The organism is Pararobbsia alpina (assembly GCF_965118125.1).
GTDB classification, from domain to species: domain Bacteria; phylum Pseudomonadota; class Gammaproteobacteria; order Burkholderiales; family Burkholderiaceae; genus Pararobbsia; species Pararobbsia alpina_A.
In genome coordinates this window covers 2,175,602-2,192,425 of record NZ_OZ221287.1, presented here as the reverse complement: position 1 = coordinate 2,192,425, position 16,824 = coordinate 2,175,602, and the positions used below count along the sequence as shown (strand labels likewise).

Here is a 16,824-nt window from a genome sequence, read left to right as displayed (position 1 = left end):
TCCTTGTACTTTTATTGACCGCCCTGCGAACCACTCGCGCTACTGACGTCGCTCTTGAGCGACGATCCGAAGAACACCGGAATCGCCGTATCGAACGACTTCAGATAGCGCCCGTAGGCAGCACTCGCCTGATCGCCCGACATCGTCAATGGCTGCCCTGCATTCGCGCCGCTGCGTTGCATTTCAAATGCACTCCGCGTTGCCGAATCGATTGGGGTATCGAGCGTCGCGTCACCGTTCAAGGCAAAAGCGCTCGCAGATGCGGCGCACGCAGCCACCGCGACGCAACCCGACAAGATGAACCGCGTGGCGGCCCCATATCGCGTCCGTCTCGTCCACACGTGCAGCGGCAAGCTCAGGCGCACGGTGCTACGTGCGTGCCCGCAATGGTCACAGTTCGAATGTTTCATTTGCACTCTTCCTCGGGCGCGCTCTTGTGTCGCCTTTCTGCTTCGAATTAGTCCGTCGACCCGCGCCGCGCGGACGCGGCAACCGCGAACGGCGACAATGCCGGCCCCTGACGCCACTGCTGGCTCGGGAACATCTGATCAATCGGTTGAGTAGCCGTGGTACCTACCGGAGCCACCAGCTGCACCGGCGGCTCGGCATGCGCTGCCGTCCCCGATGCACCTCCCGGCTGCGCCGGCCTGGTTGCTCGGGATGCGTTGGCCACCGACCGGTCTGCTGCGTTTCCGTGGCTGGCCGCCGCGGCGCGCTTTTCTCGCTCACGCGCTGCCGCTGCCACTGCCTGCGCGTCTTTGCGTACAGCGTCGCGTACATCCTTGGGCATGTTCTGCGCGTCCATCAAACCATTGGCGTTTTTGGTCTGCCCGTCCGCGAGCAGATAGAGCGCGAGGTTGCCCATCACCTTCGGACTTTTCTGATCAAGTTCGGCGGCCTTCATCATCGGGACGCGTGCTCCCGTGACATCTCCCGATCGCATCAGCGCGTAGGCCAGATCGCTGAGCAACTGCGAATCGGTCGGGTTCGTTTCCGCCGCCTTGCTCAGTGACTGCGCCGCCGAATCGAAATCGCCCTGCGCTCCCGAGATCAGACCCAGTCCTCGATATCCCTGAGCGGCGAGCGAAGTGCCAATCAATGCATGGTAAGCGGCCGCGCTCGCCGGAAGCTGATCGGTTGCGCGCAGCGCATCGGCGCGCATCAGCGTGGTTTTCGGCGATGTTCCGTAGGTGCGTTCGTACTCATCGAGATGGGCGAGCGACGCAAAATACATATTCTTCTTCTGCATCTGCTCGATCAGCGCGAGGTAGACCGTCGCCGAGTCGGGCTTTTCTTTTTCGGCGAGCGCATGCTGTTCGGCGGCCTGGCTGGCGGCCGCGTCGCTGATGCCATAGCCCGCCGGCTGACTCGCGCATCCGCCTGCGAGCATGGCTACGGCGAACGCAACGCCCCAGCCAGGCGCGGCCAAGTGAAGTCGAAGTAAGGAATGAAGTGTCGATGTCATGGCTTGGCGAGGGCAGAAAGGGATCGGATCACGGCGATGAATCCGGGGCCAGCCGTCACAATCAGCAACGCGGGTAGCAGCGTGGTAATCATCACGGTCGTCATCTTCACGGTCAGCTTGCCGATACGTTCGCGCATGGCTGTGCGCCGGCCTTCGCGCAGACGATCGGCAAATTGCTTCAACGGCTCTTGCACCGCGCCGCCGTGCCGGTCGACCTGGATGATGAGCCTCGCCACCGCGCGCAGATCGTCGTTGTCGTACGTCGTGATCAGGCGCTGGAGCGATTGTTCACGCGTGCGACCGGTGACGAACTGCCGATTCGCGATCTCGAGTTCCTGCCCGACCACGGGCAACACGCGACGAAATTCCCCGACGATGACCTGCACGCTCTGATCGATCGACAACCCGACGCCCTGCAACAAGCGGAGCAAATCGATAAACATCGGCAGCTCATCGACCACGGACTGCCGGCGGTTCGCGGCGATTCGGCCCAGCACCCACTTCGGCGCCATAAAACCGATGCATAGCGCGCCGAACAGCAGAATGAACACGCGTGCAACGCTCGCACTGTCCGTGCCGCCGAAGGCCATGCTGGCTGCCAGCGGCGCACCGATTCCGCAAATCACGCGTGTCGTCAGAAACAGTCCGCGCGCGCGGGGATCGACAAAGCCGCATTGCTCGATCAGCAACTGATCTTCCTTCGCAACGAGTTGCTTGCCGATGCGCGTATCGAACCAGCGCATGCCGATCGTCGCCAGCGCGTCGGATACCGAGCGGACCAACGTGCGTCTGCCGTTTGCCGGAGCCGAAAGGCCGCCGCCCCCGGCGCCGCGCGATCCCGCTACCAACGATGCCTGCTGCAATCCGGATGCCGTGTGAGCCGCAGCACGTTGCGCCTGCTCTGTGCGCATCTCCATGGCGCGAGCGACCGTTTGCTCGCTACGCGACCGAGTGCGCAGCACTCGCACAACCAGGCTCGCGTACAACAGCGCGGCGACGCACGTCAGGCCCAAGCTGATAGCGATCAGAGTATGAGCATTCATTTCCGCACGCTCCGCGGGCGCATAAGCCGATCACTGGACATGGACATGGATCTCCGATTCAAAGCTTCGCGAGCCGGTAAAGCAGGAACACACCGACCAGCTGCAATCCGAGCGCCCCATAAAACAGATGTCGCCCCGTCGGATCGAACCACATGCCAACGAAATAATCTGGATTGCTGAGCACGATGAAGCACCCGATGACGAGCGGCAACAGCCCCAGAATCCACGCCGACAAACGCGTCTCGGCGGATAACGCGAAGAGCTCTCGCTGTGCCATTTCCCGATCGCGCATGAACGCAGCCATGCGTTCAAGCACCTGGTCCGCGCGCCCCCCGTAGCGCACCGACAGACGCACAACGGAGGCGATAAGCATGAACTCCTCGACGACGTAGAGCTCGGCCAGCTGATTCAACGTCTTGTCGAGTTCGACACCCGCTCGCATCATGCGAGACGCACGCTCGAGACATGTGCGCAGTGGCAAGTCCGCTGCAGGCGCCGCCGCCTGAAATGCCGCCGGCACACTGTTGCCGATCGTGATCATGCGCACGACGCCATCGAGAAATTCAGGCAACTGGGTCACGATGCGGCGTTGTTGCCGCGTGGAGCGATGCCAGAGCCACAGGCGCAAACCGATCAGCATGAACGCGAGCAACACGGTGCTCGCAATGAAATTCGTTTCGATGCCGACAAAGAGGAAGACCCCTGCCAGGAGCATTACGCACATCGAGTAAAAGCGGCGAATATCAAGCACACCGGCGCGATGCACGATGCGATTCATGCGTTCGATGTGCGGCGCCAGACGGCGCAATACGGCATCACCGAGCGGACCGTCGGTCTTGTTCGTGTCGCCCCTGCCCGCCACTTGCCCCGATGCGCCACCGACCGGTCGTGCACTCAGGCCGGCATTATTCGAGGGGGCGCCTGGCGTTGCGGCGAGCCGGCTGTCGACGAACCGCTGGGTCGTCACGCTCTGCTGCATCAGCGATGCACGGTGCCAAAGCCAGAGTGCGCCGACAACGCAGAAGAGTGCGACCGCGAGCACGGCAAGCAAGGTGCTAGACACCGTAGCCTCCCGCACCAAAGCCGCCCGAGCCGAAGCCTCCGCGACCATATGCGTCCCCTGCGCCCTGCATCTGGGCCGCGGTCAACGCGGCGCGGAATCGCGCGAGCTTCGGCGAATGCGGCAGAATACCGAGCGATTGCCAATGATCGACTTCCTCGCCGTCCGGGCCGATCGTCGGCTCATACCGATATAGCTCCTGAGTCGAAACGATGTTGTCACCGAGCCCCGTGACCTCCGTGACCGAGAGGATGCGTCGCTTACCGTTGGACTGGCGCCCAATCTGGACGATAAAGTCGATCGCGTTCGCAATCTGTCGCCGCAAGCTGACTTCACTACCCTGGTACCCCGCAAACCCTGCAAGCATTTCCAGCCGGTACAGGCATTCGCGCGGCGAACTCGCATGGATGGTGCCCATTGAGCCATCGTGTCCCGTGTTCATCGCCTGAAGCATTTCCAGCACTTCCCCGCCGCGGACTTCGCCAACGATGATGCGGTCGGGACGCATACGCAGCGTGTTGCGCAGCAAGTCACGAATACTGATCACACCCGCACCATCGAAGCCGCCCGGGCGGCTTTCGAGGCGAACGACGTGAGGGTGGTTCAATGAAAGCTCGGCCGTATCCTCAATCGTCACAACACGCTCGTGCTCAGGGATATAAAACGCGAGCGCGTTGAGCAGCGATGTCTTGCCCGAACTCGTTCCCCCGGAAACCAGCACATTACATCGCGCCTGTACCGCAGCGTCGAGCAATGCTGCAATCTCGGCATCCATTGTGCCGAGCGAAAGCAGGTCTGCAGGGCGAAGCGGGTCCTTGCGAAACTTCCGGATCGACACGACCGGTCCGTCGATCGACAGTGGCTCGATCACGACATTGACGCGTCCGCCGTCGGGCAATCGCGCGTCGACCATCGGATTCGACTCATCGAGCCGTCGCCCGATCGGTGCAAGGATGCGTCGCACGATGCGCAGCAAGTGTGCGTTGTCGACGAAGCGAACCCCGATCTTCTGCAGCACGCCGTGTCTAGAAACGTACACGTCGTTGTAACCATTGATCAGAATGTCTTCGACCGCCGGGTCTTCGAGCAGATCTTCGATAGGACCAAAACCCGCGAGCTCCTTTGTCAAGGCCTCGGAAATATGGCGGACTTCGCTTTCGTTGATCGGCACATGACGCAGCCGCACGAAGCTGTCCATCTCGAGATCAACGAACTGGCTGATGGCTTGCCGCGACCATCGCCCGAACTCGGCGCCAAGCTCTTCGATGCGCGTAAGCAGATGCTCATGCGCAGCGTGCTTGACGTCCTGGTATTGCTGCGTCTGAGCAAACGCGCGTGCGTCATCGGCAAATTCAATGCTCTTGCTCATCGTTCATCAGCCCGCTTTTTTGGATGGAGAGAGAAAACGGCCGAGATGCAGGCGCGAGCCGATACCCGCGCGGTGTGGCGTCCTGGCGTCGTCGCCCGGTTGCAGGCGATCGATCAGCGCATCGAGCGCGCGTACGTATGGGTCACGTTCGGCGCTTTCCGCGAGCAGCTGTCCTTGATTCATCGCGCGACCGAGCGGCACCGCACGTGCGGGAATCACCGCGGTCAACGGCAACTGAAGGCGCTCGGCAACCTGTTCCGGCGACAGCCCGTAGCCTGCGTCGAATTTGTTGATCACCAGACGCACGCACGATGTGTCGACATCGAGGCCCTTGAGCTCATCGAGCAAGGCCGCGGCCGAGACGATCGACGCCACACACTGATCGCACACGAGCCACACCTCGTCGGCCGCCCGGGCCAGATGCGCGGTAAATGCACTATTGGAGAAGCCGCCAAGGTCGACGACTTGCTGGTCAAAAAAAGAACGCAATCGGTTGACGAGGCCGATCGCGCCAGAAAACGAGACCTCGCGCATTTCGCCGAGATCGAATGGCAACGTCATCAGCGCAAGACCACTCTCATGGCGAGACAGCGCGGTATGGACAAACGTCTGATCGATGCGTCGCACATTGCGCACGGCGTCGACGAAATTGAAGTCACACCGTGTATTGAGATGCAGCGTGCCGTCGTTCGCCGGCAACCCCAGATCGAGCAACGCTACGGGGTGATCGGAGTGCCGTCTGCGCGGCACCTCGTCCTCACGAACCGGCTGGTCCTTGTGCTGGCTTTGAAGCAGATACGACAAGTTCGCGGCAAGCGTCGACACGCCCATCCCGACTCGGGCGCCGAGGAGCACCGTGAGCTTGCCACGCCGCGCGACCTGGTCCGACAGGTTCATCAGCACATCGCGCGTGATGCGCAGCGCATCGTCCGACGAACCCTTTGCATCGACAAAATCCCGCACGCCGGCGCGCAACGCCGCAAGCGCACTGCCCGCGTCGGTCATTGCTCCAAGCGCCACCACAGCCAGTTCGGGGTACGCCGACCTAGCCGCATTCGCCACTTCGGACGCAACGCCTCCCTGCTCACCCGTAAAGTCGAGGAACAGGATCGACGGGTTGATCACGCCGATCATCTGCATGACCGCCGTGGCATCGAGCGCCGAAGGTTCGACGGCACCCGCTCCCTGAAGCGTGCTGGTCAGCCAGAACACATGCGCCGCATTGTTCGATGCGAGGACAAAGTGATCGACGACGTCGCGTTCAGCCAAGGGCTCTGCTCTCGCATTCATAGTCAAACTCCCTGAAGCGCGACCCGGGAACTCGCGCGATACCGTGTACACCACTCATTTCGAAAACCCCGGTAATGCGTCCTGAGACGCCATGCCTCCGACATACGACCGCCAGACCGGCCCGTCGCGCTGCTCCTGTTTCTCGCCCGGAAGCGGCACCACCGTGCCCTTCGCCAACGGCGACACCAGGTGCGGCGTCACGACGATGATCAGTTCCTTGTCCGTTTGCTGGTAATCGAGCGACTTGAAGAACGCACCGATCACCGGCAGGTCGCCGAGCACCGGCACCTTGCTCACGTTGGTGATGGTTTCGCGATCAATCAGTCCGCCGATGACAAAGCTCTCTCCATCACCGAGTTCGACCGTCGTATCGGCGCGGCGCGTGGTGATCGCGGGCACGGAAACGCCCGAGATCGTGACGCCGTGCGCGAAGTCGAGATCACTCGCCTCAGGTGCCACTTTCAACGCAATGCGATTGGCCGACAGTACGGTCGGCGTCAGCGTCAGGCCCACGCCGTAAGGCTTGTATTCGATCGCCGTCGAGCCCAGGCCCTGCGGCACGGGGATCGGCACCTCGCCACCGGCAAGGAAATTGGCGCTTTGCCCGGACAGTGCGACAAGCGTCGGCTCTGCGAGCACGCGCGCGAGGCCGTCGCCCTCGAGAACGGAGAGGCTGCCCGTCAGGCCATGCGAGCTCCAGTTCGCGACCAGATTGAACGCGGTCGCCAGCGGCGCATCACTCGAGGCTGTGCCGGGGTTGGCGATGCCGTAAGAGAAGCCGCTCCCCATCTTCTGCAAGTTGAAGCCCATTTCCTTGAGCACGGAGCGGCTAAACTCGACGACCTTGACGTCGACCTGCACCACGGGCGATACGGCGATCGTCGACTGGTCGACGACAACCCCGTCCTTGACGTTGGCCGCCTTGGCCGCAGCCACTGCGCGCTCATGCGAAATGACCGATGGCGAGGAGCCTTTGATGATCGTCGTTGCACCGGCACTCGATATCGTCGCGCCACCGGGATCGGCGAGCGCATGCGCCGCAGCGCTCGTCACGTTGATCGTGTAGCGTTGTGCGTCCGCCGCATCGTGCGTCCACACAAGCAGGCTGGTCGTCCCGGGTGCCTTGGCGATCAATAACAGATTGCCGGTCCGGCTTCCGCGCATGACCATGACATCCGCGACACTCGGGTCGCCGATCGCGACACGACTCAGCGATTTGCCCACCGGGATGGACTGCTGAACGCCGACGACGAGCTGGATCACCGAACCGTCGCGGGCTGAGGTCGGTGTACCAGCGGCGTCAGAGACCGGCCTCGCGCCGGTCGCCGCGTCAGCGGCGGATGCCGAACTCGCGAACGCGGTTGCAATAGTCGCAGCCACCATCAGGAGCACAGTACGGGCGAAGCTCGCGAATGCATCGCGAACCTTGTGCCCGGCTTCGGCAGCGAGAGTAGTTGTTGTCATTGTTGTTCTCCGGTCCGCCTCACCAACCCACGGTCTCGCGGCTCGTGCCGCGAATCACTTCGACGCCCTGATTCGACGCACGAGGCGCGGAACTCCGGCTCGCCACCGGAATCATCTGGGGTAGCGGAGGTTGCGCTGCAACGGGAAGCGGCATGGGCACGCCCGTGCGCGGCGCATTTTTGTCGCGCACCAACTGTTCGAGCATCAGTCCGGCGGCTGCACGGTTCGGCGCATCGCCTTGCAAGGCGGCCGCTCCGTTCACGGGTACGAGCACGGTGCCGCTCGGGCCGAACGCGGCATCGTCGGCGACCTGAGTGTCCGCGGGGTTCCGCAGGGCCAGCAACAGGCGTCCCGCATTGTCAGCAAGTGCGAGGGCATCGACGTGATCAACGGGTACAGCGATCACGGCCGTATGCGCGTTAAGCGGATCGTTGGCAGCATTCGGCGGGTTTTGAACGCCCTGCGGGGCGGGCCGCGATGCGGCGGTACCCGAACTCGCATCAGCCGAAGCTGGTGCGACAGCCTGCGCGCCCGTGTCGGTCACCGTCAGGTCCGCACGCCCGTAGGCCAGTACCCGCACTTTCGACAAGAGCAAGCGCGCCTGAGTACGGCCAATTTCGCCGTCCTGGCCGTCACGCCGCAGCAGCATGAAAACGTCGACCCAATCGCCAGGACGCACACGTCCGCCCACGCCGGCGAGTTCGTCCACTTTGACGGCGATCGCGCGTTCGCCGGGCTCGAGACGCCCCGCGAGTCCTTCGAGCAAGGCGCTAACGACGACGGGCTGTCCGGCATTGATATCCGAGAGCGGGACCCGACCGATCACCGACGTCGTATCCGCATAGGAGCCTGTCGGGCTCTGCGCGATGCGCTTGACATCAAGCGCGTCTGCCTTGATGGGTTGACCCGCCGGCAACGTGTGCGCAGCAACGACCACCGCGAATGTCGGCGCCGCCACGTGCGATACCGCAACGGGCGGAGGTTGCCTTGCGATCATCCACGCAAATATGCCGAGTGCAACGGCAACGACAAGCAGCAGTCCGGCCAGGACCTTCGTCAGCTTCACCATGTTCTTCTTAGCGAGTATCGATGCGACCTCGCCCCTCTTTTCCGTTATGCGCGAACCTCGCGGCTTGCAAGTTCCCGTCGCTGCGCCGCCTCGATTCACGTTCCCCCTGCGTCCCGCGTCGAACCTGGCCACGAACACCCGATCAGCGTGTGCATGTCAGTTCAGTGCCGGCTCGCGATCCGTCGCTGCCGTGCGGGTCCCTCATGTCCGTTGCCCGGACGCGCTTGCTCCTCGTAAGGCCGAACCATCGTGGCAAATTCGTCGGTTTGCCCGGGGCCGGCTGCGATCGCTCGTCGTCGATCGCGGATTCAATTCAGCAGACACGTCACCTGCGTCTGACGTGTTGTGTTTTCTCACTGCCCCGCTGTATCGCGAGGTCGCCTTGCCTTGCTTCGTTCTTCGAACTACATGTTCGACATGACTGCGGCCGGATCCAGCTGAACCGTCGAGCTTGCGCCGAGATTCGTCGGCGTGACGAATCCGAGTAGCGGAAGCTTTGGAACGATCGGATGATCGGCGTAGTCGTAATTCATCGTCACTGTGACGCAAACCATCGCATTCGACGGGCCACACGGCGCTTGCGACACGGTCGTGCATGAGGCGGCGCCGGCGGGACACTGTCCGGTCGACTGACCGCACGTCGTATTCGCCGTCGCACCGGTGAGCCATGTTGCGAGGCCGTTGGCACGCGAACACGCGTTGGCCATGCGCTGCGTGTATTGACCCGAAAGCGTTGTGACACCCGCCGCGTTGTTCAGCGCCGCACGCGCGCCTTCCTGGGTTGCGCCCGACAGCGCCATGTTCGCGCACAGGATCAGGCAGTACGCGACGATCGCGTAAAGCACCACGAAAAACAGCGGAAACACGAACGCAAACTCGATCGCCGCGACGCCCCTCTGCGCGTGCAACTCGTTGAGCTGCTTGTATCGCGCTGCGCTTCGACCGGCGATACGGTCATTGACCGGATGCCGGTGCACGCTCGTTGGAGCGAGCTTCGATGTGCGACTGGACGGAGCGGCGCGACGCATCGTCAACCCCCGATTCCAAAGAAGTCGGCCGGGTAAAGCCGATGCAGTGCGACGAAACAGGCGGCGATCACGAGAAACGCCGCATAAGGAGCGCCACGCAGTGGCTGCGATCCCGTGCCGCCATGAACGGCGCCAGATCCGAGCACGCGTCCGAACGCGACAACCGGCGGCACCCGCGGCCTCGCAATCGCGTAGATCGCATGCACGCCCGCCGCCGCGCTCGCGATCATCCAGACCGGCAGCAGCGTGCCGACGCCGAGCCAGAGTCCGAGGACCGTGAACACCTTGACGTCAGCGGCACCCATCGCGCGGAACACGTAAAGCGGCAGGAAGACGATGAAGGCGATCAATCCGCCCATCAGCGATTGTTCGATGGTGAACGGCAGTACCCGGAATCCGTCCAGGTACTGCGCAATCGCGCACACCAACCCGATTACGACGAGCCAGTTTGGCACTCGCCGGAAACGAACATCGAATACCGCTACCGCCGCCGTCCACGCTCCGAGCATCAGAAGCGGAATCGGCGTCATCAGCGTGCCGTCAGTTGGCCGACGCGTTCGACGCCGCCTGCTGGATGTTCGAGAACACTGTCTTCAGGTTGCCCCCGAGGGTGGTCAGCGTCGCAATAAGCGCGGCGACGATCAGTCCGGCAATAAGCCCGTACTCAATGGCCGTCACGCCGGTTTCGTCTTTAAGAAAGGTCTGAATTTGGGTTTTCATATTGGCCCCGATATATTTGTTTAGCCCGGAGAAACGATAATCCGAAACGGATTCAATGAATTTCACCGGGATTCATCAAACTTAACTCGCCTATTAGAAACAGGATCACACAGGCGAACCATAAATCATTTGAAAGTCTTTATTCAGCGTATCGATAGGCCACCTCCCCAGATTGCCTGTAGTCGAACTTATAGCGGACGTCCCAAATACAAGCAACATCTTTGTGTGATGAATCGTACAGACCACAGATGGGTACCGTTTTAGACGATTCGCGAGCGCGCAACAAGTACTCAACCACTGTTTTGAACGCCACCTCTAGTGCTTGTGCGCCATGACTGGCGGGGGTTCTAGAATTTTTTTCCTTTTAAACAGGCAACGTTTAAAACATCGGTCAATCCGTTCTGAGGGTTTTTACGGACCCACCTGTTACGTGACTCCCGTTACGAGTTCGAACGCACGTAACGTTACGAATCCGTTGGCATACCGCTCGCAAACGTTTTACAGATCGCGTTAACTTTCTTTTGACCGATTGATTCAAGCACCTCTCAACTCCCCGCAAACCCGCGCCGTTATTAGCATTCGTAGGATGAACCCGAGGTACTAATGCGTTTGTTTAGATGACATTGGCATAGGTGTTGCTGTTATTGGCTCGCCAAAGTTCATTCGGCCAATCAATAACGGGGGAAACCATGAAAAGCCAATCGACCTACGGGGTATTCAAACAAACTGCGATCGTCGGATCGATTGCCGCTTTAATGGCGCTCACCGGCTGCGCCGGATCGGGCTCGGCCAACATGGGCGCAAGCGGCTCGTCAGGCACGACGGCCACCACGGGCGGCAGCACGTCGGGTGGCGGCACATCCGGCGGCACGACCGGCGGTGACAACACCGGCGGCACGACGGGCGGCGGCGGACTCTCGGGCGGTACCGGCGGCGGCACGACTTCCGGCGGCTCGGGTGGTGGCAGCACCGTCGGCGGCACCAGCGCGAACGCCGTCGGTACGGTGGTCGGCAACACGGGCAACACGGTGACGGATGCAGGCGGTGTGGTGTCGTCGATCGGTAACCAGATCGGTAACACATCACTACCCGGCGTCAGCGCATCGACCACGCAAGCCGCAGGCACGACGGTATCGAGCGTCGGCACGATCGTCGGCGATCTCGGCAACGGCATCGCCGGCGGTCTGGGCCAGCTCGGCGCAAGCAGCAACCCGGTCGGCACGACCGTCGGCTCGCTCGGCAATGTCGTGACGGATGCGGGCCACACCACGCAAGACGCCGGTGCGCTCGTTACGAGCCTCGGTTCCGGATCGCTCGCTCCCCTCGCACCGGTCACGGGCGCGGTCGGCTCGGTCGTCAACACGGCAGGCGGCGCCGTCGTCAACGTCGGCACCCAACTGGGCACCGCACTGACGACAGGCCCGGTCGAACAACTGACGAGCACGACGAGCTCGGTGATCACGCCGATCACGTCGACGGTCGCCTCGGTCACGCAAACGGTGGGCAACGCGACCGGACTCGGCGCACCGCTTGCCGGCGCGCTCGGCACGCTCGGCGGCGCCTTCAATCTCGCCGGCTCGAAGATCGCAACCACGACGAACAACCCGATCGGGGCATCGACAGGTGCGCTCGTGTCGTCGGTCGGCACGACGGTCGCCAGTGTCGGTGGCCTGGTATCGGGTAACGCGACGCTCAACCCGGTCGCAAGCCTCACGGGCGCACTCGGTGGCGTGACAGGCACGCTCGGCGGCCTGGGCAGCCTGGGCGGCCTCGGCAACAGCAGCCCGCTCTCCGGTGTCACGGGGTCGCTGAGCGGTGTGACGGGCGCACTCGGCAACGCAGGCGCGGGTACGCCGCTCGCCGGCGTCACGGGCGCCGTCACTGGCGTCGTGTCGGGTCTCGGTTCGGCACTCGGCGGCGCCACGGGCGGCGCGGCAGGCAACCCGCTCGGGTCGCTGACCGGCGCGCTCGGCGGCCTCGGCGGTGCAACGGGCAGCAACCCGGTGACGGGCATCGTGAGCGGCCTCACGGGTTCGATCGGCGGTGCGACGGGCGGCGCTGGCGCAAGCAATCCGCTGGGTGCCGTGACCGGTGTCCTCAGCACGGTCACGAGCACGCTCGGCAGCACGGTCAGCGCCACGACGACCTCGACGCCTGCGCAAACCACGACGACAGCAAGCACGCCCGCAGGCGGCCTGGTCGCCAGCACGGGCACGAGCGGTTCGTCGGCGTCCGGCAGCGTCGCGGGCGTAGGCGGCCTGCTCGGCGGTGTCGTCGGCGGCCTGCTCGGCCACAAGTAAGCACGGCATGGCTCGCGTGACTTCGCGGGCACCGGCCACGCGCCGGGATCTTCGAAGTCACGCGGGAGCAGCACGGTTTTTCCGGGGGCGAGCCGGGGTGGAGTCACCCGGCCTGCCGGTGGTACCGGTAGTACCGGCCCGGCGTCCGCTTGACGCTCCGGTTCGGCTCGCGAGTCCTACACAAGGGAGACAAGACATGGATGGCATCGTCCAGCACGCAGTACCCACCGGGCACGCCGCAAGCGAACGTCCGGACGCTGTTTCAACGCAACGCCGGCGTGGCCGCATGGCCCGCGCGCTGTCGCTGAGCGCACTCGCCGCGGCCTGCGCACTCACGCTCGGGCTGACGGGCTGCGGTTCTGACGGCACGTCGACCACGGGCTCGACGGGTGCCTCGGGTGGCACCGGCACGACCGGCGGCTCGGGCACGACCGGCACGACCACGGCTTCGACAACGGGCGTCGCAACCGAAGTCGGCAAGACGGCGACCGATCTCGGCAACGTGATCGCCACGACGCCGCTGCCCGGCGGCATCAACGCGCAAGTGTCGCAAGGACTCGGGTCGACAGTCGCGAGCACGGGTGACATCGTCAGCGATCTCGGCACGGGCATCGGTAACGGTCTCGGCAAGATCGGCACGACGAGCGACCCGGTCGGTACCACGGTCTCGAGTCTCGGCAATGTCGTGACGGATGCCGGTGGCGCGGTCGTCGGCGTCGGCACCGCGATCGGCGGTCTGGGCGCCGCAGGACCGCTGAGCCAGTTGAACCCTGTCACGTCACCGCTCGCCGGCGCCGTCGGGCTGATCGGCGTCACGATCGAAAGCGGCGGCCAGACACTCGGCGCCACGCTGTCGTCGGGCCCGGTCCAGCAGCTCACGCAGCAAACGAGCACGGCGATCACGCCGATCGTCGCGACGCTCGGCAACGCAACGCAGACCATCGGCGGCGCCAGCGGCCTCGGCGCACCGGCGGACAACCTGCTGCAAACCGTCGGCGGCGCCGTGTCGCAAGGCGGCAAAACCGTCAGCCAGTCGACGAACAACGTCGTCGTCGCCGACCTCGGCAATGTCGTCAGCAGCGTCGGCAACACGGTCGCCGGTGCGGGCAGCGTGCTCGATCGCAACGGCATCAATGGCAGCGCGCCGATCGCAGGCCTGCTCGCCAATCTCGGCAATGTCAGCGTCGCGCCGACGACGGGCACGGGCACTTCGGGCGGCACGCTCGGACCGCTCTCGGGTCTGCTCGGAGGCCTGGGCTCGCTCGGCGGCTCGACAGGCGGCAACCCGTTGGGTTCGTTGACTGGTGCACTCGGCGGTCTGTCTGGCAGCAATCCGCTCGGTGGCAGCAACCCGCTGGGTTCACTGACCGGTGCGCTTGGCAGCGTCTCAGGCGGCAGCGGCGCAAGCAACCCGCTCGCACCGGTGACCACGATCGTGACGACGACCGTCGCGACGGTGACGTCGGCAGCAGGCGGCAGCTCTGCAGGCGGCGCGGGTCTCGGTTCGGTGACCTCGCTGCTGAGCAGTGTCACCGGCAGCCTCGGCGGCATCGGTGGTGTCGCGAACAGCAGTGCCGTGAATCACTCGGAAAAGACGCCGGGCGCCGTCGTGCACTAGTTGCATAGCAAACGGTCGCGCATCAGAGCGTGCATCGACACGCGCGCGACCGGCGCATCGGGCATCAGGAAGGAAGCAGGCATCAATCGGCAGGACCGCAGGGGACGACAGCGCGAGCTCAGGGAGGCAGAACAAGCGGGCGTAGCGCAATGCAGAGCCGGTATTTGACCGACGACGACGTCGGCGGGGTTCGAACCGATGGCAGGCGCGCAGCGCCTCGCCTCCCGGGCTCACCGCCACACGCGATGTCTACGGTCACACCGGTGCAGGGAGGACGGTGCCGGAAGGCGCCTAAAAAAATTGACGGGATGCCGGCGCGCAAGCGCCGGCCCTCCGCAGGCCAAGACAAGAAATCAAGAAACTACGAGGACGCATCATGAAGAACGCGCAGATCCTTTCGCCGATCGTCGCCGCATTGGGGGTCATCACGCTCGGCGCCGCCAGCCCGGCCTTCGCACAAGCCACGCGCGCACCGGTCGGCGGCAATCCCGTGCAGACCCTGCCGCAGATGAACGCGCCGCAGCCGGCGCCGAACGTCACGGTCCAGGTCGAAAAACCCAATCCGCAACTCGAACAACTGCTCGCGCGCAAGATCACACCGAGCAAGGTGCAGGTCGAGGGCGTCAAGGCGCTGCCGTTCAATGAAGTCGCTCAACGTTTCACGCCCCTCGTCGGCCACGAAACAACCATCGGGCAACTGATCGAGACGGCCAACGGCGTCACCAAGCTCTACCAGGACCGCGGCTACGCGCTGTCGTTCGCCTTTATCCCGGCGCAGGACTTCGCCGACGGCGTCGTGCGCGTGACCGTTGTCGAAGGGTATGTGTCGAAAGTACAGATCAGCGGCGACGCAGGCAATGCAGAAGCCAAGATCCGCGCGATCGCCGCGCATATCGAAGCCGACCGGCCGCTGCGCCGAAGCACTTTTGAGCGCTATATCAACGTGCTCGGGCTCATGCAGGGCGTCAAGATCGCAGCCAATGTCGCGCCCCCGACCACAACCGATGGCGGCACGACGCTCGACCTGAAAGTCGAACGCAAACGGTTCGATTTCAACGTCGGCACGGATTTCAACCATCCAGGCGTGCAAGCCCTCGCCACCGCCGTTGAAAACGGCGTGCTGGGCCTCGGGGAACAGTTGAGCGTCAGCGCCCTGTTTCCGCCCGGACGCGATGACCAGACGTATTTCGCGGCGAACTTCTCGGCGCCGCTCGGCAGCGACGGGCTGCTCGGCAAGCTCAATGCGTCGCACTATCACGGCGAGCCCACCGACAATCCCGGGCTGCCCTCGTCGGTGCACCGCGATGTCACGCAAGACAAGTTCGGCGGCGCGATTGCCTACCCGTTCCTGCTGTCGAACCAGCGCAGCCTCGTCGGCCAGCTCAGCGCGTACGCGACGCACGACGAAGATCGCTATACCAATACGATCACTGGCGCGGAACTTGGACTCAAGTCGAATGTGCGCGTGCTCTCCCCTGAACTCGACTATGTCGACACCAGCGACGGACAGACGCGCAAGGCGTCGGTGTCGATCTCCAAGGCATTCAATATCCTCGGCGCATCGAAGAGCGCGTTTTCGAATGTGGCAGGCGCCGCGCCGCAAAACCAGGTCGATATCCAGTTCTTCAAAGCCAACGCGAGCTACACGCAATCGAATACCTGGCCCTACGGCTTCGGCACGACGTTCTCGCTGGCCGGGCAATACAGCGCCGATTCGTTGCCGACGTCGGAACAGATCACGTTCGGCGGCCCGCGCTTCGGTCTCGGCTACGAGCCGGGCGAGGCAGCCGGCGACTCCGGCTGGGGCGCGTCGATCGAACTCAACCGGCAGTTCAACCTCGGCTATACCTATCTCCAGACCGTGCAGCCTTATCTTGAATTCGATACGGCGCGCGTCTACCTGCACTCGGGGCCGACCTATCCGAATCACCTCGCCTCGGTTGCGATCGGCGTGCGTTTCGGCGACCTCAAGCACTACTCGCTCGACCTCGCGCTCGGCAAGGCAGTCGGCGACGCGCCCGTCGAAAGCGCATCGCGCAGCCCCAGAGTCAACGCGAACTTCTCGTATAACTTTCAGTGAAATCGAGCGCCGGCGCGGCCTTGCGCGTGCCGGCGGTGCTTGAGACGAATGTTTAGAAGTGTCTCTCCGAGATACGCACGGCGCTTTCGCTTATGCTGGCTTCGCCTGCACGACAGCCCCACGCCCGACAAGGCGTGTGACGCGAGGCGCGCCCTGAGCCTCTCAAGGCGCCTTTCGCGCGGAACCGGTCCTCATCGCGGCCGGTCGTGCCGGCAGCGGGTATGACAACAACACACGCCAGGTTCACCCGGCGGAACCCGGCGTCCGTCGACAGGCCTGTGGAGCCCACTCCATGGTCTATCCGGCTGGCGCCATTCA

The 16,824-nt window shown here is 63.8% G+C and carries 14 protein-coding genes; 3 read left to right on the top strand and 11 right to left on the bottom strand.

The features are described 5' to 3' along the window. Positions 1–11: 11 nt before the first annotated feature. From ACMFWR_RS09570 to ACMFWR_RS09520, 11 genes are all read right to left on the bottom strand, one after another. On the bottom strand, positions 12–182 hold the full coding sequence (locus tag ACMFWR_RS09570; RefSeq protein WP_413191445.1) for a DUF3613 domain-containing protein: 171 nt from the start codon (positions 180–182) through the stop codon (positions 12–14). Positions 183–457: 275 nt separating this feature from the next. After that, positions 458–1,465: a tetratricopeptide repeat protein gene (locus ACMFWR_RS09565; RefSeq protein ID WP_413191444.1), complete on the bottom strand. Its 1,008-nt coding sequence runs from the start codon at positions 1,463–1,465 to the stop codon at positions 458–460. Then, on the bottom strand, positions 1,462–2,508 hold the full coding sequence (locus ACMFWR_RS09560) for a type II secretion system F family protein (RefSeq protein WP_413191443.1): 1,047 nt from the start codon (positions 2,506–2,508) through the stop codon (positions 1,462–1,464). The genes ACMFWR_RS09565 and ACMFWR_RS09560 overlap by 4 nt, the downstream gene beginning before the upstream one ends. 58 nt (positions 2,509–2,566) lie before the next feature. Further along, entirely contained in the window at positions 2,567–3,571 is a 1,005-nt protein-coding gene (locus tag ACMFWR_RS09555) for a type II secretion system F family protein (protein WP_413191442.1), read from the bottom strand. Continuing rightward, entirely contained in the window at positions 3,564–4,937 is a 1,374-nt protein-coding gene (locus tag ACMFWR_RS09550; RefSeq protein WP_413191441.1) for a CpaF family protein, read from the bottom strand. Before ACMFWR_RS09550 ends, ACMFWR_RS09555 begins: the two co-directional genes overlap by 8 nt. A 6-nt stretch (positions 4,938–4,943) precedes the next feature. Continuing rightward, a complete protein-coding gene (locus tag ACMFWR_RS09545) occupies positions 4,944–6,227 on the bottom strand; it encodes a fimbrial protein (RefSeq protein WP_413191440.1) in 1,284 nt (427 codons plus the stop codon). Positions 6,228–6,281: 54 nt separating this feature from the next. Beyond that, positions 6,282–7,610, bottom strand: a complete 1,329-nt coding sequence (locus ACMFWR_RS09540; RefSeq protein WP_413194839.1) for a type II and III secretion system protein family protein — start codon at positions 7,608–7,610, stop codon at positions 6,282–6,284. Positions 7,611–7,710: 100 nt separating this feature from the next. Beyond that, complete coding sequence (gene cpaB / locus ACMFWR_RS09535; RefSeq protein ID WP_413191439.1) at positions 7,711–8,760, bottom strand: Flp pilus assembly protein CpaB; 1,050 nt, start codon at positions 8,758–8,760, stop codon at positions 7,711–7,713. Positions 8,761–9,164: 404 nt separating this feature from the next. Then, positions 9,165–9,788: a TadE family protein gene (locus tag ACMFWR_RS09530; RefSeq protein WP_413191438.1), complete on the bottom strand. Its 624-nt coding sequence runs from the start codon at positions 9,786–9,788 to the stop codon at positions 9,165–9,167. 2 nt (positions 9,789–9,790) lie between these two features. After that, on the bottom strand, positions 9,791–10,318 hold the full coding sequence (locus tag ACMFWR_RS09525; RefSeq protein WP_413191437.1) for a prepilin peptidase: 528 nt from the start codon (positions 10,316–10,318) through the stop codon (positions 9,791–9,793). Positions 10,319–10,328: 10 nt separating this feature from the next. After that, positions 10,329–10,574 (bottom strand): Flp family type IVb pilin, encoded by a 246-nt coding sequence (locus ACMFWR_RS09520; protein WP_413191436.1) that lies wholly within the window; start codon positions 10,572–10,574, stop codon positions 10,329–10,331. Positions 10,575–11,197: 623 nt separating this feature from the next. Between ACMFWR_RS09520 and ACMFWR_RS09515 the strand changes: the two genes are divergently transcribed. From ACMFWR_RS09515 to ACMFWR_RS09505, 3 genes are all read left to right on the top strand, one after another. After that, a complete protein-coding gene (locus ACMFWR_RS09515) occupies positions 11,198–12,808 on the top strand; it encodes a collagen-like triple helix repeat-containing protein (RefSeq protein ID WP_413191435.1) in 1,611 nt (536 codons plus the stop codon). Between the two features lie 196 nt (positions 12,809–13,004). Next, positions 13,005–14,426 (top strand): collagen-like triple helix repeat-containing protein, encoded by a 1,422-nt coding sequence (locus tag ACMFWR_RS09510; RefSeq protein WP_413191434.1) that lies wholly within the window; start codon positions 13,005–13,007, stop codon positions 14,424–14,426. A gap of 376 nt (positions 14,427–14,802) precedes the next feature. Further along, positions 14,803–16,506: a ShlB/FhaC/HecB family hemolysin secretion/activation protein gene (locus ACMFWR_RS09505; protein WP_413191433.1), complete on the top strand. Its 1,704-nt coding sequence runs from the start codon at positions 14,803–14,805 to the stop codon at positions 16,504–16,506. Positions 16,507–16,824: the final 318 nt, after the last annotated feature.